The following is a 20,766-nucleotide window of genomic DNA, read 5'->3' on the forward strand; positions in this document are numbered from 1 at the left end:
ACGAATCGAGTATGAATTCATTGGTGGCGTCTAGACAGGGATCGATGATCGAAGTCCCGGCGAAGCCATTGGCGCGATCGGCGCTCTATGACACGGGGCAGGATATGACCAATTCGTCGCAGCGGTCGATGACGATGGAGCAGAGGCTCGGATTCATGGACATGTCCGAGGAGGCTCGGACGGCGCTGCGACAGCTCAAGCCTCTTCTCGCGCGTGCGCTCGGCCCGGCTCTCGACGTCTTCTACGACAAAGTTCGCGCGGATGCGCAGCTGCGCGCCTTCTTCAGCGACGAGCGCCACATGACCGCGGCGAAAGGCGCGCAGCAACGGCATTGGACGCAGATCGCCGGAGCGGATTTCGGGCCCGAATACGAGCGCATGGTGCAGAGCGTCGGCAAAGCGCATGCGCGTATCGGCCTGGAGCCCAGCTTCTACGTTTCCGCCTATGCGGTGATCGTCGATCGGCTGATTCGAGCCGTGGTCGAGGAAAGCACGCCGAGCTCGATGTTTTCCGGCAAGGGACGGGCCGGCCGGCTGGCGCAGAGCGTCACGGCGCTCGTCAAAGCGGCCTTCATCGATATGGATCTGTCCATCTCGGTCTATCTCGACACTCTCCGCGAGCAGCGGCGCGTGGCGGACGAAAAGCGCGCCGACGCCGAGGCGGCGCAGCGCCGCGCCCTCGATGCGATGGCCAGAGCGCTCGACGCGCTCGCCCATGGCGATCTTCAGCGGCGCATCGACGAGACGCTCGACGGCGACTTCGACAAGATCAAGGACGATTTCAACAACGCCGTCGCGAAGCTGCGCGATGCCTTCGCCGACGTCGGCAATTCCGCGAGCGTCATCCAGTCGTCGAGCACGGAAGTGTCGCGGGCCGCCGACGATCTCGCGCGGCGCACGGAGACGCAGGCGGCGAGCCTCGAGGAGACCGCTGCGGCGCTCGAAGAGATCACCGCCACGGTGAACAAGACCGCCGAAAGCACGCGCCATGCGAGCGAAGTGTTCGACGCGGCCAAGGCGGAGGCCGAGAAGGGCGGCGCCATCGTGCGCGAGGCCGTCGGCGCCATGCGCCGCATCGAGCATTCGACGCGCGACATCGGCCAGATCATCGGCGTCATCGACGAAATCGCCTTCCAGACGAATCTGCTCGCGCTCAACGCCGGCGTCGAAGCCGCGCGGGCGGGCGAAGCGGGGCGGGGCTTCGCCGTCGTCGCATCCGAGGTGCGGGCGCTCGCCCAGCGGTCGGCCGAGGCCGCCAAGGAGATCAAGGGCCTCATCGCGGCGTCGACGGCGCAGGTCGAGAACGGAGTCGTGCTGGTGACGCGCACCGGCGACGCGCTGGAGCTGATCGTCGGACAGATCGGCGATGTGAGCCAGGTCGTGACCGAGATCGCCGCCGGCTCGAGAGAGCAGGCGACCGGCCTGAGCGAGGTCAACAAAGCCGTCAGCCAGCTCGACAGCATGACGCAGCAGAACGCCACCATGGTCGAGCAGACCACCGCGGCGAGCCACAGCCTGTCTCACGAGGCGGCGGAGCTCACGCGGCTGATCTCGCATTTCAAGCTCGTCGCCGGCGCGAGAGAGGGCAGGCCGGCGGCGGCGGAGGCCCGACGGCCGTCGGCCTCCGCTCCGCGCCGCCGCGCCGCCGCGGGCGGCGTCCAGTCGGACGCCGCGAGCGACGTGGATTGGCGGAGCTTCTGAACGATTCCGCCATTCGCCGCCGCATGCGGCTAAGTAATTTCCACAGGCAGTTTACAGCGCCCGCGTAACGTATCAAGCCTCTCGATCCAGCGCGAGGCGGAGCGCCCCGCATCCACGATCGAAGCACGCCGAGCGCGAGCCGGCCCGCAGCGGCTTCGATCTCAGATGTCCACGGCCGAAGCGGCCCCGGAGCGCGCGTGACTTCCAGACGCAAGCGTCGACGGCGCCCGCTTCCGCCGCGGAAGGGAGGCAGATCGGTGGACGAAACCTGCGTTCGCGTCCGCGAGCCGTCGAAGCTGCTGCGTCGCGTGTCGGACAAGGCGACGCGCGCGGAGGACGGGTCGGACGCCTCGCGGCCGAGCGTCGAGCGCATCTGTCGCCGCCTGCTCGAGGAGCTGCGCGAGGGTACGGTCGAGCTGGACCAGAATGCGGTCATTCTGCACTGCAATCGGCGATTTCGTGAGATGCTCGGGCGGCCCGTCGCGAATCTGGCAGGCGGACGCCTCCTCGATCATGTCGCGTCCCCACAGGCGGACCAATTCGCCGAATTCCTCGCCACGGAGCGGGCGGAGAGCCGGGAGTTCGAATTCGCGCGCGCCGACGGGTCGCTGCTGCCGGTGAGCGTCGCGCTCGGCGCGCCGATCGCTTCCTCCTCGCGGCTCGCGGTGGTCACCGATCTTTCGCAGATCAAATGGATGGAGCGCAGCTTCGCCGCGGGCGAGGCGTTGCGCGAGCGCGAGAAATGGCTGCGCCTCGCCGTCGCCGCGGGCCGGGTCGGCACGTTCGACGCCGATCTCGTCAGGGGACGCAGCTGCTTCTCGGCGACTGCGCACGAGATTCTCGGCCTGCCGCCCGAGCGCGCGATCGCCCTGGCCGAAGTCGAGGCCATGCTGTTCGAAGCGGACCGGCCAGGCTTCGAGGCCGAGCTGCGCGCGGCTTGCGCAGGCGCGAACGGCGGCGAATGGAGCTACGAGCTGCGCATCAGGCGCGCCGACGGCGCGCTGCGCTGGATCGCCGTCGCGGGCCTGTTCGAGCTGCGGCGCAGCCCGCGCGGACCCGTGCCGATACGCGTGCTCGGCACGGCGATCGATGTGACCGAACGGCGCGAGATCGAGGAGTCCCTGCGCCGCAGCAACGAGCGCCTGCGGCTCGCGCTCGCCGCCGGCGCCATCGGCAGCTGGGAGCTCGACATCGGCTCCGAGACGGTGGAGGTCGACGCCAAATACCGCGAGATCTACGACCTGCCCGCCGAGGCGCCGATCCGCACGCAGATGGTGCTCGACCTCATCCATCCCGACGAAGCCGGCGCCGTGGCGCGCGCGATCCTCGCCGCTCTCGATCCGGCGGGCGACGGCCGCTATCAGGCCGAATATCGCATTCGCAGGCGCGGCGACGGCGACGAGCGCTGGATCGCCTCGCGCGCGCAGGCGTTCTTCGAGAGCAATCGCGCCGTCCGCATGATCGGCGTCGTGAGCGACATCACCGAAAAGAAGAGGAGCGAGGGCGAGTTGCGCGAGAAAGCGCAGCTCGCCGAGCAGCTCGCGGGCGTCGCGGCTTCCGTGCCCGGGCTCATCGCCTCCTTTCGTCTCGCGCCGGACGGCGGGGCGTCGCTGCCTTACACTTCGCCGAATGTCGAGGAAATCTACGGCCTTTCGTCCGAGGCGCTGCGGGGGAACGCGGAGATCAAATTCGCGCGCATCCATCCGGACGACCTCGCGCATGTGCAGGAGAGCATCGCCGAATCGGCGCGAACGATGACGGTCTGGCGCGACAGCTATCGTTACAACCATCCTCGCAAGGGCTGGATCTGGATCGAGGCGCAATCCTCGCCGATCCGTGAGCCCGACGGCGCGGTTCTGTGGAACGGCTATCTGCAGGACGTCACCGAGCGCAAGCGCATCGAGCAGGCGCTCGTCGACAAGGAGGCGCGGCTGCACGCGACCGTCGAAGGCGCGCACGACGCGATCGTCACGTTCGACGAGCGGGGAGCGATCCAGTCGCTGAATTCGGCGTCTGTGCGCATGTTCGGCTATTCTCGGGCCGAGGCGATCGGAAAAAGTGTAGAAACGCTCATTCCCGCTTGTGTCTGCGGCGGACGCCGGTCGGGGCTTCTCGCGCGCATGCACGAGACTTGCGCGGAGGCCGGCGCGATCTGCGAGGCCGAGGGGCGGCGCAGGGACGGCGCGCCCTTTCCGGCGGATCTCTCGGTCAGCGAGGCGGCTTATCACGGCCGGCGACTGTTCATCGCATTCGTCCGCGATCTGAGCGAGAGGCGCCGGATCGAAGCGCGGGTGCAGAAGCTGCATGCGGAGCGGCTCAACGCGGTCGGGGAGTTCGCCGCGGGTCTCGCGCATGAGCTCAATCAGCCGCTCTCGGCGACGACCATCTATCTGAAGGCGGCGCGGCGCCTGTTGCAGATGCCGGCGGGCCAGCGTCCCGCCAATGTCGAGGACGCGCTCGACAACGCCGCGACGCAGATCATGCGCGCCGGCCAGATCATCTGCCATCTGCGCGAGTTCATCACGCGCGGCGAGCCCGACAAGACGATCCAGAGCCTGCACGAACTCATCGACGAGGCCAACGAGCTCGTCATGGTCGAAGCCAAGCAGGCCAATATTCGCGTCGCCTTCCAGTTGAACGCGCCCGACGACCGTATCCTGGCCGATCGGGTGCAGATCAAGCAGGTCGTCGTCAATCTGATGCGAAACGCCAAGGATGCGATGAGCGCATCGCGGACGCGCAGGATGATCGTCTCGACCCGGCTCGCCAGCCGGAGCATGATACGGGTGGATGTCGCGGACACGGGCTCGGGCCTCACCGAGGAGGCGCGGGCCGGCCTGTTCGAGCCCTTCACCACCACCAAGGCCAACGGCCTCGGGGTCGGCCTGACGATCGCGCGCTCGATCGTCGAGGCGCATTATGGGAAGATATGGGCCGGCCCCAACCGGGACGGAGGCGCGACTTTCAGTTTCACTTTGCCGCTCGGCGTGGAGACCGAGACGTGAGCCATCCGATCGTCCATGTCATCGACGACGACGCCGCGGTGCGCGACGCCTTGCGGCTGCTGCTGACGACCGAAGGTCTCGACGTCGTCACCCATGATTCTGCGCTCGGCTTTCTCGCCTCCGTCGATCGCGAGAGCACCGGCTGCATCGTCACGGATGTGCGCATGCCCGAGATGACGGGAATGGAGCTGCTGCTCAAGGTGAAGGAGATGGGCCTCTCGCTGCCGGTCATCGTGATCTCGGCTCACGCCGACGTGCCGCTCGCCGTGCAGGCGATGAAGGAAGGCGCGCTCGACCTTCTGGAGAAACCCTTCGACGACGAGGCCCTGCTCACCGCCGTGCGCCAGGCGCTGGCCTTCGACAGCGGCAAGCGCGCGCAGACCTCGCAGGAGCAGGAGATCGCGCGTCGGCTCACGACGCTCACCGGCCGCGAGAACGAGGTGCTGGCCGGGCTGCTCAAGGGCCAGCCCAACAAGATCATCGCCCATGAGCTCGGCATCAGCGTGCGCACGGTCGAGGTTCATCGCGCCAATGTGATGGCCAAGATGCAGGCCGGCAGCCTGCCGGAGCTCGTGCGCATGTCGCTGACGGGACAGGCGAAGGGACCACAATCGGAGCCGGACGCCCAGCCGCCGGGAGATCGCTGAGCGAGAGGATGGGGGAGCAGCGCTATGAAGGACGATTCGGCGCGCCGTGCGCGGCGCGCGAGGGACCATTGCGATCAGGACCGCCGTGCAGCCGGCTGCGGCGGATCGTCGACGTCTTTCTGGCGGCGCGTGCGCATCATTTCGGTTAATATGCACGTATAGATGGAATATCTCGATCGTCACAGGCGCGGAGCGGCGACGCCCCAGGGGGTCGCGCCTTCCGTGTGAAAACCTCTATCGGGCGAAATATGATGATGAATTGTTCGAGCTTCGCGAGCGGCGGCCCGGCTCGGGCCTTGTTGATCTGCATTACGGAAGCGACCTTGGAGCCGCCGCCCCGGGCGTGTGCGGCGAGCGCGCTCGAGGCCGCGGGCTCGCAACTGCTCGGGCGGTGGGAGAACGCCGACTGGCCGACCGTCTTCGTCGAGCCCGATCCCGCCTTGCGCCTCGCCCCTTCCTATTCGATGTCCGACGCGGCCGCGGCGGGACGGGCGGGCGGCGGACCGGCGCCGCCGCTCTGCGATCCGCAACGGCGGCCGAAGCCCGACGATTTCGTCTTTCAGACCCGGCGATCGTCGCTGCTGCGTCATGGCCGCTTCGCCCGGCTGTTCGAGGGGCTCGGTGGTCCGCTGCTGATTCTGCTCGGCGACGAGCTCGGCGAGGTCGTGCTGCAGACGGCGATCGACGGATTTCTGGCCGGTCATCCGATTATCGTCGTAAAGGACGCGGCTCCTCCCGGATTTGCGCCGAGCGCGGAGGCCGAGGCGTCGCGCGCGTCGGCGCTGCCGCTCATTGCCTGCTTCGCCCGGCTGATGGGCGCGGGCGAATTGATGCGGGACTGGACCGGCGCCGAATGAGCCGCGGCGCGGCCGTCGCCTCCTCGAGGGCTGCGCGCGACTTGTCTCGGCGCGCGGCTCGAGCCAGTCTCCTCGCCGCGGCGCAAATCGAAAACCTCGTGGGAGCGAAGCGATGGATATCAAGGAGCGGATGAAGGACATCGCCGAGCGCGCGAAACGCCTCATTCTGTCGCCGAAGAGCGAGTGGGCGGCGATCGACGCCGAGCCGATCACCGTGCGTGAGATCTATTTGAATTATGTCGTCTATCTCGCCGCCATACCGGCGGTGGCGAATTTCCTCGGCAACTGGCTGTTCGGCTTCTCGCGCGGGTCCGGCGGCGTCGTGCATACGACGTTTTTCGGAGGCCTGTGGCGCGCGCTGCTGCAATATGGGCTCGGCCTGCCGCTGATCTATCTGGTCGCGGTCGCCATCTCGCGCCTCGCTCCGACCTTCGAGGGAAAAACCGACGATCTGCGGGCCTTCAAGCTCGTCGCCTTCTCCTACACGCCGATCTGGCTCGCCGAAATTTTTGGCCTCGTCCCGGGCCTGCGGTGGCTCGACGTGCTCGGGCTCTACGCCGTTTATCTCTTCTACGTCGGCGTGGCGCGCATGACGCGCAGCAAGGCGGAATATGCGGACGTGTTCACGGCGGCGGGCGTGGCGGTCGGCATAGCCGCCGCCTTTCTCCATGGCGCGATCGTTCATCTGCTCGCCCCCTTATAGGCCTTGCGAGGGAACGGCCTCCCGGAGGGGAGTCCGGGAGGCCTCGCATCCGCCGTCGCGCGAGAGGGGGCGGGGGAGCGGCGGCGGGCTTCGCGCGCCCTCGGGGCGGAGGGCGCCGAAATCAGTGGCAGACTCGCACCCGGCGATAGGCGACGATCCGACCCCAATCGTCGTAGACCGGCTGATCGGCCGGATAGCAGGCGGGAGCATAATAATACGGCTGCGAGGCGGCGGCTGCGCCGAGCGCCAGTCCGCCGAGGAGACCTGCGGCGACCGGGGCGCCCCAACCATACCCGCCACGGTAGCCCCATCCGCCGCGGCGATAGCCCCAGCCGGGACCCCATCCGCCGCGATATCCCCAGCCGGGGCCGCCTCTGCCGCCCCAGCCGCGGCCGCCCCAACCGTGGCCGCCCCAGCCGCCATGTCCCCAGCCATAGCCGCCGGCGGCGGCGGGCGTCGCGAGGCCGATCGAACCCGCCAGGATGACGCCCGCGGCGGCGGCGACGAATTTCTTCAATCTGGCGTCCATCGACGCTGCTCCCATTTTGTGGCGGTCCCCGAGCCGGTCCGCGTGTCGAGAATGGGTGAAGGTTGACCTGACGAAGCTGAACGTCGCATGGCCGTCTTGTTCATCTGGCTGTCAGCTTTCTTTCGCCGCTTTCTTTCGCCGCCGCCGCGCGCGCCTCGACGCGGCGGCAGCCGTCGCGTAACGAAGGGCCGCGTCTCGACGAAGGACGATGTGACGTGGGATCGCCGAAGGAGGAGGAATGGGCCGTGCTGATGCGCGTCGCGGGGGACGCGGACGCCTATCGCCGATTGCTCGCTCGCTCGCGCCTATACTGCGGGGTCTCGCCCCAGCTGATCGACGCGCGGCGACCGGACGCCGCTCGCGATCGACGATCTGGCCGGGAGCTCGTCGCGGTCGGGGCGCCGATGACGGCGTCGACCGGCAGGACCTCGAGCGTCTGCTCGACGGCCTCGGCGACCGTCAGCGCGACCTCGTGCGCTCGCTCACGGTCGAGGACGCTCGATCGAGGAGACGGCGGCGCGGTTGCGCATGAGCGAAGGCGCCGTGCGCGTCGCTCTGCATCGGGCGATCGAGCGCCTGGCTGCTCTCTATCGGAGGGACGAAGGATGAGGACAGAGGATCTGATCGGCGCGCTGGCGGTGGATCTCGCGCCGTCGCGATTTCGCTTCCGTCGCCTCTTCCGGGGCGCGATTCTCGGCGGCGCGCTCGCCGTCGCCTTGTTCCTCGCCTTCCTCGGGCCGCGGCCGGACATCGCCGATGCGGGCGCGAGCATGCGCTTTCTATTGAAATTCATCGTCACTCTCGGCCTTCTCGCGGCGGCGATCGGGCTTCTCTCGCGGCTCGCCGCGCCGGGCCGCGAAGCCGAAGATTGGGCGTTCGCCCCTTTCGCCGCGCCGCTGCTTCTGGCGCTGGCGACGGCGGCGGAGCTCGTCGTTCCGCCGAGCGGCGAATGGCGAGCGAATGTTCTCGGCCACAATGCGTTCTTCTGTCTCACGCTCATTCCGCTGCTGGCGATCGGACCGCTCGCTTGCCTGCTCTATGCGCTGCGGCGCGACGCGCCCGGCCGGCCGGGCCTCGCCGGCCTCGCCGCGGGCGGACTCGCGGCGGCGCTCTATGCCGCCCATTGCGTCGACGACAGCCCGTTGTTCGTCGCCGCCTGGTATTCGCCGGCGATCGGGCTCGTCTCGCTCCTCGGCTTCGCGCTCGGCTCGCGTCTGCTGCGATGGTGAGCGGTCGCCCCACCCTGCGCGCCGACGTCGCGCTCTGCGCGCGCGGCCTGTTCGAGAGCCGCGCCAAGGCGCGCGAGGCGATCATGGCCGGACTTGTCGAGGTCGAGGGACGCAAGATCGAGAAGCCATCGCAGCTCGTTGCGGCCGACGCCGAGATCGCGGCGCGCGCGCCTCATCCCTACGTCTCGCGCGGGGGCGTCAAGCTCGCCCATGCGCTCGAGGCTTTCTCCGTCGAGGCGCGGGATCGCTTTTGTCTCGACGTCGGCGCTTCGACCGGCGGCTTTACCGACGCGCTGCTCTCCGCCGGCGCGCGCCATGTCGTCGCGATCGACGTCGGCCACGGCCAGTTGCACGAAAAGCTGCGCGCCGACCCGCGCGTCGCCTCTTTCGAAGGGCTCGACGCCCGCGCGCTGACCGCGGCGCATCTCGCCGAGCCGCCGTCGCTCGTCGTCGCCGATGCGAGCTTCATTTCGCTCGCGCTGGCGCTGCCCAAAGCGCTCTCGCTCGCGGCGCCGCAGGCCGAACTGCTGGCGCTCGTGAAGCCGCAGTTCGAGGCGGGCCGCGCTTCCGCCAAGAAAGGCGTCGTGCGCGACGCCGCCGTTCACGCCGAGGTTTGCGCGCGCGTGGCCGCCGGGATCGAGGCGCTCGGCTGGCGTGTTTGCGGCGTCGTCCCCTCGCCGATCGCCGGCGGCGACGGCAATCGCGAATTTCTGCTGCATGCGAAGCGGGGCTGAGCTCATGCGCCGGCGTCTCGTCATCGTACGGCTCGGCCATCGCGGGGAGGGAATCGCGCGCGCCGAGGACGGCCTCGTCTTCGTTCCCTTCGCGCTGCCGGGCGAGACGGTGATCGCCGAGATCGAGGGCGAGCGCGGGCGGCTCGTCGACATCGTCGAAGCGTCGCCCGAGCGGATCGAGCCGTTCTGTCCGTATTTCGGCCGATGCGGCGGCTGCGTCGCGCAGACGCTCGCGCCTCGATCTTACGCGGAGTGGAAGCGCGGCCTGGTCGAGACCGCCTTGCGCAACGCGGGACAAGGGCTCGAGGTCGCGCCGCTCGTCGACGCGCATGGCGCGGGGCGCCGGCGCGCGACCTTCCATGCGCGCTTCGATCGCGGCGCGGTCCGGCTCGGCTTCATGCAGGCGCGCTCGCACGAGATCGTCGGGATCGACGCCTGTCCGCTGCTGGAGCCGGGCCTGTCCCGGGCTCCCGCCGTCGCGGCGGCCCTGGCGCAGGCGCTCGCGTCGCGCGGAAAGCCGCTCGACGTCGCGATCACGCTGACGGCCGGCGGGCTCGATGTCGATCTTCGCGGCGCCGGCGCCTTGGAAGAAGGCGAAACGCTCGCTTTGCTGAACCTCGCCGAGAGCCTCGATCTCGCCCGCCTCGCCAATCATGGCCGGCTCGTCGCGCTGCGTCGCCCGCCCGCGGTGGCGATGGGCGAGACGATGGTCGTTCCGCCGCCCGGCGCCTTTCTGCAGGCGACGGCGCGGGGGGAGGCGGAGATCGCGGAGCGGATCGAGGCCGCGATCGGCGCCGGCGCCGATCGCATCGCCGATCTCTTCTGCGGCGTCGGCGCCTTCGCCTTGCGGCTCGCCGCGCGCGCAATGATCGCCGCGGTCGATTCCGACGCGCCCGCCGTCGAGGCGCTGGACAAGGCCGCGCGCGCCGCGATGCGGCCGGTCGAGGCGAGGGCGCGCGATCTGTTTCGGAGCCCGCTCGCCGCCGAGGAGCTCGCGCGTTTCGATGCGATCGTCTTCGATCCGCCGCGCGCCGGAGCGCCGGCGCAGGCGCGTGAAATCGCGCGGTCCCGCGTGCGCCGGGTCGTCGCCGTCTCCTGCGACGCCCAGAGCTTCGCGCGCGACGCCGCGATCTTGAGAGCGGGCGGCTATGTCGCGGGCGTCGTGACCCCCATCGACCAGTTCCGGCATTCGCCCCATGTCGAGATCGTGGCGGCCTTCGAGCGACGGACAGAGCCGCCGCGCCGGCGCTTGCTGTCCCGATAGGCGGCGGGACGGCGAACCGGCTCCCCTTGGCGAAGCGCCGAGCGGCCCTAGGTGGAGGGTCCGCCCGTCCTTTCGTGCGACAACGGACGGAATTTAGATAATTTCGAGCCCCGCGAGCGATTCCCCTTGCCAGTCGCGTCCTTTCGGGCATAGCATTTGCGTCCGTGTCCACCGCAGGGAACGAAACTAGGTAAGTCTCGTTCGTAACTGGAAGGAGATGGTCACATGAATGCGCTTCTCGCCGCAACATTGTGCAGTATCGTCCTGGGTAGCCTTCCCGTCGCCGCCGCCGCTTATGCGCGGGTGAAGCGCTCCGACAGCCGCTATCGCCGTCACAGGTGAGCCTCTCCTTTCCTGGGTGATCCGCGCTGGCTGCCATCCCCGAAAGGCCGTCTCAATCGCCCATGTTCGAGCGCTTGGCCGCGGTCGTGGGCCGTAACGGCGTCATCGCCGATCCGGCCGATATGGTCGCCTATGTGAACGAGCCGCGCGACGCCTTCCATGGACGCGCTCTCTGTGTCGTGAGGCCGCGCAGCGCCGAGGAGGTCGCCGCCGTCCTCGCCCTTTGCAACGACGCCTGCGTCGGCGTCGTGCCGCAGGGCGGCAACACCGGTCTCGTCGGCGGCCAGACGCCGGACGAGAGCGGCGCTCAAATCATACTTTCCCTCCAACGGCTCGACCGCATCCGCGAAGTCGATCCCGCCTCCGACACGATGACCGTGGAGGCCGGCGTCGTATTGGCGCGCGCGCAGGAGGCTGCGGAGCAGGCCGGGCGCTATTTTCCCCTCTCGCTCGCCGCCGAAGGCAGCTGCACGATCGGCGGCAATCTCGCCACCAACGCCGGCGGCGTGCATGTCATCGCCTATGGGACCGCGCGCGACCTGGCGCTGGGGCTCGAGGTGGCGCTCGCGGACGGGCGCCTGCTCTCCAACCTGTCCAAGCTGCGCAAGGACAATACGGGCTACGACCTCACCCATTTGTTCATCGGCTCGGAAGGCACGCTCGGCGTCATCACGGCGGCGACGCTGAAGCTATTTCCGCCGCCGCGCTCGCGCGCCACGGCTTTTGTCGGCCTCGCCGATCCGCGCGCTGCGCTCGATCTGCTGACCCTCGCCAAGACCCGCGCGGGGCCGGCGCTCGTCGCCTTCGAGATCATTCCCCGCATCGGCGTGGATTTCGTCCTGCGCCACCAATCCGGCGCGCGCGATCCGCTCGCGGGCGCGCATGCCTGGTATGCTCTGATCGAGCTGGCCTCGCCCGCCGAGAGCGGAACCGAGGAGCTCATCACCGAGCTGCTGGGCGAGGCGCTGGAGCATGGCGTCGCCGAGGACGCGGCGCTCGCCGCGACGCTCGAGCAGCGCGCCGGCCTCTGGCGGCTGCGCGAGACGCTGCCCGAAGCGCAAAAGCCGGAGGGCGGATCGATCAAGCATGACGTGTCCGTGCCGATCGAGAGCATTCCCGCCTTCCTGGCCGAGGCCGAGGCGCTGGTGCTCGCCCATGTCCCCGGAGCGCGGCCCGTGCCTTTCGGGCACATGGGCGACGGCAATATTCATTACAATGTTTCGCAGCCGGAGGGCGCCGACCGCTCGGCCTTTCTGGCCCGCCGCGGCGAGGTCAACGAGCTGGTGCACGGGCTCGTGCGCGAATTCGCCGGCTCGGTCTCGGCCGAGCACGGCGTCGGCCGGCTGAAGCGCGATCTGCTTCGGCAAGTGAAGGACCCGGTCGCGCTCGATCTGATGCGCGCGATCAAGGCGACGCTCGACCCCAAGGGCGTGATCAATCCGGGGAAGCTGCTGTAGCGCCCGCATGGCGCTTCCGGCGCTTGGGCGCCGTAACCGACTTCTCCGCGACGCCGCCCTCGAAGCCGACGAGGATTTCGTAATCATCCGCGGCCTGCGGGCCGAGATAAGGGACGAGGAGCGGATCGGCGATCACGCGGAACTCGCCGCGCGTCGCGCCGGAGGGGACGGTGACGGAGACGCGATAGGTCTTCGAATCGACGATCGTTTCGTCCTTCTGCCGCCGCACGGAGATGTGCAGCGAGCCGGAATAGGCGCCGGGCGAGCCCGCCGGCCCCAGCACGGCGGCGCCTTCGACGCCGACTCTTATCGCAATGCGGTCGCCTTCCATCGCGCATTCGCGCGCCATGTCGCCGAGCGAGAGCTGATAGCGCACGGCCGTATTGTCCGCGCCGGGAGGAACGCGCAGCGCGGCGGTTCCCGTATCGACGAGAATTTCCGGACAATCGAGGCCGAGCGATCCGCTCGGCGGCGGCGCAGGCGCGGCTCCCGGCGCCTGCTCCCTCTTCTTGTCGCCGAACAGGCCGAAGGGGTTGGGAAGATCGAGACCGCGGGCCGCGCCCGCCGAGAGCGCGAGGCCCGCGGCGAGCGCGGCGAGCCCCGCCGAGATGCGCTTTGCGTTCATGGAACAGTCTTCCTCTCGTCCTCTGGCCAGCGTCCGAGCGCCTCACGGGAGCTTGGCGTAGCCCTCCTTGAAGCCGGCGAGCGACAGCGGCAGGCCGACGCCTTCGTCCGGGGTCAGATAGATCACGAAGGTCGCCGTCTTGCCGTTCTTCAGCTGCTCGATCAGCGCGTCGTCCATCACCACCTCGGCCACGCAGCCCGAGGGGAGGCAGCGCAGAAAGCCGGTGTCGCCGATTCGCGTCTTGTCGATGGTGAGGCCGAGGCCCTTGATGAGCAGCACATTGAGCGGCGCGATGACGCGCAACAGGCGGCTCTTCCCGTCGCTGGTCTTGAGGACGATGACGACCAGATTGATATTGGCCTTGTCCTCGGCGGCGACGCTCTGGATCAGCGCGCATTGCTCATTGGCCGCGCCGGGCGGCGTCTCGCAGCGAATCTCCCAGTCGCCGAATCGCGACTTGAGGGCGCCTTGCGCGGCGGCCGTCGCGCAGAGCCCTTGTGCGGCGCCCGCCATAAAGACGCCCGCGACCAGATGTCGCAACCTGAAGGATCGGCGATCTGGGGCGCTTGGCCTCATTTTCGCTCCGTGACGCTCGATGTGTGTCGTTCGATGCGGAATCCACTGGGCCATAGGATCGAATCCCGGCCGAATCGGGGCGTTACGCAACGCCGCGCGATCCGTATCGCTGGGTAGCAAATGGCCGGTGTCTGTCAAGCTCGAGGGGCTCCGCCTCCGCTTCACGGCGGGCCAGGGGATGGCGCGACTATTTGTCAAGGCGGGTATGGCGCCGCAGCGATTGCGTAGGAGCGCCGTTTGTGATTGAACCCCATCGGAACATGCGTCGAGCGCGGCACGCGGCGGGCCGCCCGGCGCGAAAGACACTGGACATCAGAATCATAACGACCTTGTTCCGAAGGTCCGAGAGGCGAAGTTCATGCTCATCGGCAGACGACATTTCATCCGCTGCGCAGCCACAATGGCAGGCGCTTTTTTCCCCGTCCTGCTGTTCGCGGGACTGGCCTTCGCGCAGGTCGAAGGCAGGCCGACGCCGGGAGGGCTGGGCCTGCCGGCCACGGTCACCGACGTCGGCGCCGAGACGCAGTTCTTCTATAATGTCATTCTTCTTCCCGTCATTTCCTTCATCGGCCTCTTCGTTCTCGGCCTTCTCGTCTATGTCTGCTGGCGCTTCAACGAGAACGCCAACCCCGTCCCTTCCAAGCTGACGCATCACACCGGGCTCGAGATCGTCTGGACGCTCGTTCCGGTGCTGATCCTCGTCTTCATCGCCGTGCCCTCCTTCCGGCTGCTCGCCCATCAGGTCGAGATCCCCGAGGCGGCGGTGACGATCAAAGTCACCGGCAATCAATGGTATTGGTCCTTCGCCTATCCGGAGGATCAGGGCGGCGGCTTCTCCTTCGACCAGTTCATGAAGACCGACGCCGATCTGAAGCCCGACGAAGGCGATGTGCGTCTCCTCTCGGTCGACAACGAGGCGGTGGTGCCGGTCGGCGAGGTGGTCAAGCTCCAGGTCATCGCCTCGGACGTCATTCACTCCTTCACCATTCCGGCCTTCACCGTGCGTATCGACGCGGTGCCCGGCCGGCTCAACGAGACGTGGTTCAAGGCCGAGAAGGAAGGCGTCTTCTACGGCCAGTGCTCGAAGATCTGCGGCAAGGATCATGCGTTCATGCCCACTGCCATCCGCGTCGTCTCCAAGGAGAAATATGCGGAATGGCTGGTCGAGGCGAAGCAGAAGTTCGCAAAGCTCGACGACGGCCGCGTGAAGGTCGCCGCCGAGACCGAAGGGCGCTGATCTGAAAAATCGCAAGAACGAACAAGCCAAGCATTCGAGGACGATAACCATGGACGCGATCTCGACCGCCGAGGCGGGGGCTCACCACGACCATCCGACCGGTCTGCGCCGCTACCTCTTTTCGACCAATCACAAAGACATCGGCACGCTCTATCTGATCCTCGCGGTCGTCGGCGGCCTCATCGGCTTCCTGATGTCCATGGCGATCCGCGCCGAGCTCGCGCATCCGGGCATTCAGGTGTTCCCCGGCCTCGCGGCCCTGCTGCAGGGCACGGATCCGACCTCGATCGACGCCGGCAAGAACCTCTATAATGTGTTCATCACCGCTCATGGCGTGCTGATGATCTTCTTCTTCGTCATGCCAGCGCTGATGGGCGGCTTCGCCAACTGGTTCGTGCCGATCATGATCGGCGCGCCGGACATGGCCTTCCCGCGCCTCAACAACATCTCCTTCTGGCTGCTCGCCGTCGCGCTCGTCCTGCTCGTCCTGTCGGCCTTCGCGGAGGGCGCGCCGGGCAGCCTCGGCTTCGGCGGCGGCTGGGTGTTCTACCCGCCCTTGTCGGCCAACACCGGCCATCCGGGACCGGCGATGGACTATGTGATCCTGTCGCTGCATCTCGCCGGCGCCTCCTCGATCCTCGGCTCGATCAACTTCATCACCACGATCTTCAACATGCGCGCGCCGGGCATGACGCTGCACAAGATGCCGCTCTTCGCCTGGGGCATGCTGGTGACCGCCTTCCTGCTGGTGCTGACCCTGCCGGTGCTCGCGGGCGCCATCACCATGCTGCTGACCGACCGCAATTTCGGCACGACCTTCTATGATCCGTCGGGCGGCGGGGATCCGATCCTGTTCCAGCATCTGTTCTGGTTCTTCGGCCATCCGGAAGTCTATGTGCTGATCCTGCCCGCCTTCGGCATCATCAGCCACATCGTCTCGACCTTCTCGAAGAAGCCCGTGTTCGGCTATCTCGGAATGGCCTACGCCATGGTGTCGATCGGCTTCCTCGGCTGCATCGTGTGGGCGCACCACATGTATACGGTCGGGCTGTCGCTCAACGCGCAGCGCTATTTCGTCTTCGCGACCATGGTGATCGCGGTGCCGACCGGCATCAAAGTGTTCTCCTGGATCGCGACCATGTGGGGCGGCTCGATCTCGTTTCGCACGCCGATGGTCTGGGCGATCGGCTTCATCTTCGTGTTCACGCTCGGCGGCGTCACCGGCGTCGTGCTCGCCAACGCCAGCATCGACCGCCAGCTGCACGAGACCTATTACGTCGTGGCGCACTTCCACTACACGATGTCGCTCGGCGCGGTGTTCGGCATCTTCGCCGCCTTCTACTACTGGTTCCCGAAAATGACGGGCTATATGTACAGCGAGCCGCTGGCCAAGGCGCATTTCGTCCTGCTGTTCGCCGGCATCAATCTGGTGTTCTTCCCGCAGCATTTCCTCGGCCTCGCCGGCATGCCGCGCCGCTATATCGACTATCCGGACGCTTTCGCGCTGTGGAACTATTGGTCCTCGGTCGGCGCCACGATCACCGCAGTCAGCGTGCTGCTGTTCTTCTACACGGTGGCCGAGGCCTTCTTCCGCAAGCGCGTCGCGGGAGCCAATCCGTGGGGCGTGGGCGCGACGACGCTGGAATGGACCTTGCCCTCGCCGCCTCCCTTCCATCAGTTCGAGGTGCTGCCCCGCATCTCCGGCTCCGGACATCAATGATCGGCGCCGCCGGACGGGGAACGGCGCCTGTCCGGCGGCCTAATCGCCGAGAGCGGCGGGTAGAGTTGGAACGATCATGAGCGACGCTTCCTTCATTCTCGACGACAGCGCGCCGCGCGTGCCCGCAGCAGCGCCCGGCGATTATTTCGCGCTGCTGAAGCCGCGGGTGATGTCGCTCGTCGTGTTCACCGCCCTCGCCGGCCTGCTCTTGGCGCCCTCTCCGCCGCATCCCTTCCTCGCTTTCGCCTCGCTGCTCGCCATCGCGGTCGGCGCCGGCGCGTCCGGCGCGCTCAACATGTGGTTCGACGCCGACATCGACGCGCTGATGACGCGCACGCGGCTGCGTCCCATACCCGCCGGGCGGCTCGCCCGCGAGGAGGCGCTGGCCTTCGGCCTCGTGCTCTCGGTCCTTGCGGTTCTGACTCTCGGCCTCGTCGCCAACTGGCTGGCGGCGGCGCTGCTCGCCTTCACCATCTTCTTCTATGTCGTCGTCTACACCATGTGGCTGAAGCGCTCGACGCCGATGAACATCGTCATCGGCGGCGCGTCCGGCGCGCTGCCGCCGGTGGTCGGCTTCGCTGCCGCGACGGGCTCGGTCGATCTGTCGAGCGTCGTGCTCTTCTCCATCATCTTCATCTGGACGCCGCCGCATTTCTGGGCGCTGGCTCTGCTCAAGAGCGAGGAATATGGCCGCGCCGGCGTGCCGATGCTGCCCAATGTCGCGGGCGAGGACCGCACGCGGCTCGAGATCCTCGCTTATTCCCTGGCTCTCGCGCCGATCGGCGTCGCGCCCTATCTCCTGGGTTTCGTCTCGCCGATCTATGGCGTCGCCTCCATCCTGCTCGGCGCGGCTCTGATCGTCGGCGCCGTCCAGGTGTTCCGGCTGCGCAGCGGCGACGCCGCCCGGCGCGCGGCGCTGCGCCTCTTCATTTTCTCCATCGTCTACCTGTTCCTGCTGTTCATGACCTTGGTGATCGAGCGACTTGTTCATCTATCGTCCTGGTTCGCCTGAACGGAGTCGAGAGGGGAGGACGAAGGGATCATGGAGCGCCGCCCGAACGAGAATCCGAGGGAGACGGAGGGGATCATTCTCACTCCGGAGCAGGAGAAGAGCCGGCGCGCGCGCAACATCGCCATCGGCGTCGCCGTGGCGCTGTTCGTCGCGCTGTTCTACTTCGTCACCATCGTGAAGCTCGGCGGCAATGTCGTGCCGAGGAGCTTTTGAAATGAGCGAGAACTCTCCGCGCCGCAACGATGAAGGGGCTTGGCGTTCGCGCCTCGGCCGTTCGGCCGGCGCGCTCGTGCTCGGCTCGCTCGCCATGCTGGCGCTGAGCTTCGCCTCGGTCCCGCTCTATCGCGCTTTTTGCGCCGCGACCGGGTTCGGCGGGACGACGAAAGTCGCCGATGTCGCGCCGGTGAAGCCCGGCGAGCGGCGGCTGGGCGTTCGTTTCGACGCCAATGTGGCGCGCGATCTGCCGTGGCGCTTCGCGCCGGAGACGAGCCGTATCGTGGCGCGAACCGGCGAGACCGCGACGGTCTATTACAAGGTCGTCAATCTCTCCGACCGCGAGACGGTCGGCGTCGCCGCCTACAATGTCAGCCCCGATCAGGCGGGCGCCTATTTCAACAAGCTGGCCTGTTTCTGCTTCTCCGAGCAGAAGCTCGGTCCGCACGAGACGGCCGAATGGCCGGTGGTGTTCTTCCTCGATCCGGCGCTCGAATCCGACGAGACGATGAGCCGCGTCGAGGAGGTCACGCTCTCCTACACATTCTTCCCCGGCAAGGGAGCGCCCAAGGCGGCGACCGCCGAGGGGACGAAGCCGAAGAGCTGAGAGCGAAGCGGTCGGAACGAAGAAAAAAGCGACGGGCGCGCCGGCGGCGGGGCGTATCGGTCGCTCGAAGGAGCCCAGTCAACGAGAGCCGGCGCGCCGGCGCATTGTCGAGGAAATGAAGATGGCGGACGGACACGCGAAACCCCAGCACGATTATCATCTCGTCGATCCGAGCCCCTGGCCGCTCGTCGGATCCCTCGCCGCTCTCGCCACCGCCATCGGCGCCATCAATTGGATGAAGGGCCTGCCGATCCTCGGGATTTCTTACGGGGCGCCGCTGCTGTTCTCCGCCGGCTTCGCCGGCGTGCTGTTCACCATGTGGTCCTGGTGGGGCGACATCATCCGCGAGGCCGAGCATGAAGGCCATCACACGCCGGTCGTGCAGCTGCACCACCGCTATGGGGTGATCCTGTTCATCCTCTCGGAGGTGATGTTCTTCGTCGCCTGGTTCTGGGCCTTCTTCAACTCGTCGATCTTCCCGGCCGATCCCGCCCAGTTCGCGCGCACGGAGCTGTTCCACGGCGTGTGGCCGCCGCATGGGATCGAGGTGCTCAACCCCTGGCATCTGCCGCTGCTCAACACGGTCCTGCTGCTCACCTCCGGCGCGACGCTCACCTGGGCGCACCATGGTCTGCTGCACAACGACCGCGACGTGCTGAAGAAGGGCCTCATCGCGACCATCGCGCTCGGCCTCACCTTCACCGCGGTGCAGGCCTATGAATACGCCCATGCGCCTTTCGCCTTCAAAGGCTCGATCTATGGCGCGACCTTCTTCATGGCGACCGGCTTCCACGGCTTCCATGTCATCGTCGGCTCGATCTTCCTGATCGTCTGCCTCGCGCGTTCCTACGCCGGCCAGTTCAAGCCCGGGCAGCATCTCGGATTCGAATTCGCCGCATGGTATTGGCACTTCGTCGACGTCGTCTGGCTGTTCCTGTTCGCCTCGATCTATGTCTGGGGCAATTGGGGCGGGGCGATGGAATAGGCCGCGCGCCGACTGGACGTCTTTTCGAAGCGCCGGCGACACGCCGGCGCTTCTTTCATTTTGGCGTCGCGACCGCGAGCGACGGAAAGGAAACCATGTCCGCCGAACCCGAACGTCCCCCCTCTCCCCTCGTGGCCGGCCTGCTCGGCCGCTGCCCGCGCTGCGGCGAAGGTCATCTGTTCCGCGGCTTTCTGACGCTCGCGCCGACATGCGACGTCTGCGGGCTAGATCTCGCTTTCGCCGATGCGGGCGACGGTCCGGCGGTCTTCGTGATGACCATCGCCGGCTTCATCGTGGTCGGCGCCGCGCTCTATGTCGAGGTCGCCTTCGAGCCGCCCTATTGGGTGCATCTGGCGATCTTCCTGCCTTTGACCATTATCGTCTGCGCCGGCCTGCTGCGGCCGACCAAAGGCCTGCTGATCACGCTGCAATACGCCAACAAGGCGGAGGAGGGCCGCCGCGCCGATGAGGGCTGAGGCGCGCGCTCTGCTGGGCCCGGCGGCCTTCACGGCGCTGATGATCGCGCTCTCGTCGACTCTCGGCGTCTGGCAGCTGCGCCGCCTCGCCTGGAAGGAGGCGCTGATCGCCCATGTGGAGACGCGCGCCCGCGCCGAGCCGGTCGAGCCGCCGCCGCGCGGAGATTGGCCGGCGTTGCGCCCCGAGGACTATGATTTCCTGCATGTGCGCGCGAGCGGCCGCTACGATCTCGCGCGCGAGGCGCTGATCTTCTCGCCGCCGCCGCAAGGCGCGGGCGTCGAGCCCGGCTATCGCGTCCTCACGCCCTTCGCGCTCGAAGACGGCGGCGTCGTGCTCGTCGACCGCGGCTTCCTGCCGATCTCCAAGCGCGAGAACGAGGCGCGCCGGCGCGGGCCGGCAGGGCCGACGACGATCGTCGGCGTGCTGCGAAAGCCGCAGGCGAGAAATCTGTTCACGCCCGTGGACGACCCTCGGGCCGGCCTGTTCTATACGAGCGACGCGCAGGCGATCGCCGCCGCCCTGAAGATCGAAAACGGCGCGCCCTTCACTCTGGAGCTCGACGCGCCGGACCGCGAGCCGCAGCCCTCCGACGACCTGCCGCACGCGCACGGCGCCAATGTCGAGCTGGTAAACAATCATTTGTCCTATGCGATCACCTGGTTCGGCCTCGCCGCCGCGACTGCCGGCGGCTTCGCTTATTATGCGTGGAGTCGCCGCGGGCCGACGTGAGCCGAGCGACCGGAGACGCCGCCTCGTGCGTGCAAGGTCGGGTCGCCGGTCCGGCGAAGCAGTTCCCGTCTGCCGCTTTTCGATGGATCGGCCTGCGCCGCAGGACCCGACCGTGACC

The 20,766-nt window shown here is 67.8% G+C and carries 21 protein-coding genes; 18 read left to right on the forward strand and 3 right to left on the reverse strand.

Annotated elements, in window-relative coordinates; all coding sequences use genetic code 11:
• The first annotated feature begins 44 nt into the window (after positions 1–44).
• From AC6IW9_RS06645 to AC6IW9_RS06665, 5 genes are all read left to right on the forward strand, one after another.
• Positions 45–1,700, forward strand: a complete 1,656-nt coding sequence (locus tag AC6IW9_RS06645) for a methyl-accepting chemotaxis protein (RefSeq protein WP_497770524.1) — start codon at positions 45–47, stop codon at positions 1,698–1,700.
• Positions 1,701–1,957: 257 nt separating this feature from the next.
• Entirely contained in the window at positions 1,958–4,705 is a 2,748-nt protein-coding gene (locus AC6IW9_RS06650) for a PAS domain S-box protein (protein ID WP_497770527.1), read from the forward strand.
• The gene (fixJ, locus tag AC6IW9_RS06655; RefSeq protein WP_497770529.1) at positions 4,702–5,352 is read left to right on the forward strand and encodes a response regulator FixJ; all 651 of its coding nucleotides are present in this window, start codon (positions 4,702–4,704) and stop codon (positions 5,350–5,352) included. Before AC6IW9_RS06650 ends, fixJ begins: the two co-directional genes overlap by 4 nt.
• A gap of 323 nt (positions 5,353–5,675) precedes the next feature.
• Complete coding sequence (locus AC6IW9_RS06660) at positions 5,676–6,209, forward strand: isochorismatase family protein (RefSeq protein WP_497770533.1); 534 nt, start codon at positions 5,676–5,678, stop codon at positions 6,207–6,209.
• 112 nt (positions 6,210–6,321) lie between these two features.
• Positions 6,322–6,912 (forward strand): Yip1 family protein, encoded by a 591-nt coding sequence (locus AC6IW9_RS06665; RefSeq protein ID WP_497770536.1) that lies wholly within the window; start codon positions 6,322–6,324, stop codon positions 6,910–6,912.
• Between the two features lie 121 nt (positions 6,913–7,033).
• Here the strand turns inward: AC6IW9_RS06665 and AC6IW9_RS06670 are convergent, their stop codons facing one another.
• Positions 7,034–7,441: a hypothetical protein gene (locus AC6IW9_RS06670; protein ID WP_497770539.1), complete on the reverse strand. Its 408-nt coding sequence runs from the start codon at positions 7,439–7,441 to the stop codon at positions 7,034–7,036.
• Positions 7,442–7,963: 522 nt separating this feature from the next.
• Here AC6IW9_RS06670 and AC6IW9_RS06675 point away from each other — a divergent pair.
• From AC6IW9_RS06675 to AC6IW9_RS06695, 5 genes are all read left to right on the forward strand, one after another.
• Entirely contained in the window at positions 7,964–8,050 is an 87-nt protein-coding gene (locus AC6IW9_RS06675; protein WP_497772456.1) for a hypothetical protein, read from the forward strand.
• Positions 8,047–8,670, forward strand: coding sequence for an NrsF family protein (locus AC6IW9_RS06680; RefSeq protein ID WP_497770542.1), 624 nt, complete (start codon positions 8,047–8,049; stop codon positions 8,668–8,670). Before AC6IW9_RS06675 ends, AC6IW9_RS06680 begins: the two co-directional genes overlap by 4 nt.
• A complete protein-coding gene (locus AC6IW9_RS06685; RefSeq protein WP_497770545.1) occupies positions 8,664–9,404 on the forward strand; it encodes a TlyA family RNA methyltransferase in 741 nt (246 codons plus the stop codon). The genes AC6IW9_RS06680 and AC6IW9_RS06685 overlap by 7 nt, the downstream gene beginning before the upstream one ends.
• A gap of 4 nt (positions 9,405–9,408) precedes the next feature.
• Positions 9,409–10,668 carry a class I SAM-dependent RNA methyltransferase gene (locus tag AC6IW9_RS06690; protein WP_497770549.1) on the forward strand — a complete coding sequence of 420 codons (1,260 nt, stop codon included), beginning with the start codon at positions 9,409–9,411 and terminating at the stop codon, positions 10,666–10,668.
• Positions 10,669–11,072: 404 nt separating this feature from the next.
• Positions 11,073–12,467 carry an FAD-binding oxidoreductase gene (locus AC6IW9_RS06695; protein ID WP_497770553.1) on the forward strand — a complete coding sequence of 465 codons (1,395 nt, stop codon included), beginning with the start codon at positions 11,073–11,075 and terminating at the stop codon, positions 12,465–12,467.
• Here the strand turns inward: AC6IW9_RS06695 and AC6IW9_RS06700 are convergent.
• On the reverse strand, positions 12,445–13,092 hold the full coding sequence (locus AC6IW9_RS06700; RefSeq protein ID WP_497770555.1) for a hypothetical protein: 648 nt from the start codon (positions 13,090–13,092) through the stop codon (positions 12,445–12,447). The genes AC6IW9_RS06695 and AC6IW9_RS06700 overlap by 23 nt on opposite strands.
• Before the next feature lie 42 nt (positions 13,093–13,134).
• Entirely contained in the window at positions 13,135–13,668 is a 534-nt protein-coding gene (locus AC6IW9_RS06705) for an invasion associated locus B family protein (RefSeq protein ID WP_497770557.1), read from the reverse strand.
• A 358-nt stretch (positions 13,669–14,026) separates the two neighbouring features.
• Here AC6IW9_RS06705 and coxB point away from each other — a divergent pair, with 358 nt between their 5' ends.
• From coxB to AC6IW9_RS06745, 8 genes are all read left to right on the forward strand, one after another.
• Positions 14,027–14,905, forward strand: a complete 879-nt coding sequence (gene coxB, locus AC6IW9_RS06710; RefSeq protein ID WP_497770559.1) for a cytochrome c oxidase subunit II — start codon at positions 14,027–14,029, stop codon at positions 14,903–14,905.
• A 49-nt stretch (positions 14,906–14,954) separates the two neighbouring features.
• Entirely contained in the window at positions 14,955–16,625 is a 1,671-nt protein-coding gene (gene ctaD, locus AC6IW9_RS06715; RefSeq protein ID WP_497770562.1) for a cytochrome c oxidase subunit I, read from the forward strand.
• A 76-nt stretch (positions 16,626–16,701) separates the two neighbouring features.
• Positions 16,702–17,637, forward strand: a complete 936-nt coding sequence (locus AC6IW9_RS06720; protein ID WP_497770565.1) for a heme o synthase — start codon at positions 16,702–16,704, stop codon at positions 17,635–17,637.
• Positions 17,638–17,667: 30 nt separating this feature from the next.
• Positions 17,668–17,850 carry a cytochrome c oxidase system small membrane protein gene (locus AC6IW9_RS06725; RefSeq protein WP_497770567.1) on the forward strand — a complete coding sequence of 61 codons (183 nt, stop codon included), beginning with the start codon at positions 17,668–17,670 and terminating at the stop codon, positions 17,848–17,850.
• Position 17,851: 1 nt separating this feature from the next.
• Positions 17,852–18,457: a cytochrome c oxidase assembly protein gene (locus AC6IW9_RS06730; protein ID WP_497770570.1), complete on the forward strand. Its 606-nt coding sequence runs from the start codon at positions 17,852–17,854 to the stop codon at positions 18,455–18,457.
• Positions 18,458–18,578: 121 nt separating this feature from the next.
• Complete coding sequence (locus AC6IW9_RS06735; RefSeq protein ID WP_497770573.1) at positions 18,579–19,442, forward strand: cytochrome c oxidase subunit 3; 864 nt, start codon at positions 18,579–18,581, stop codon at positions 19,440–19,442.
• A 95-nt stretch (positions 19,443–19,537) separates the two neighbouring features.
• Entirely contained in the window at positions 19,538–19,918 is a 381-nt protein-coding gene (locus AC6IW9_RS06740) for a DUF983 domain-containing protein (protein ID WP_497770576.1), read from the forward strand.
• Positions 19,908–20,648, forward strand: coding sequence for an SURF1 family protein (locus tag AC6IW9_RS06745; protein WP_497770578.1), 741 nt, complete (start codon positions 19,908–19,910; stop codon positions 20,646–20,648). Before AC6IW9_RS06740 ends, AC6IW9_RS06745 begins: the two co-directional genes overlap by 11 nt.
• Positions 20,649–20,766: the final 118 nt, after the last annotated feature.

This window comes from Methylosinus sp. shoA, assembly GCF_059718125.1.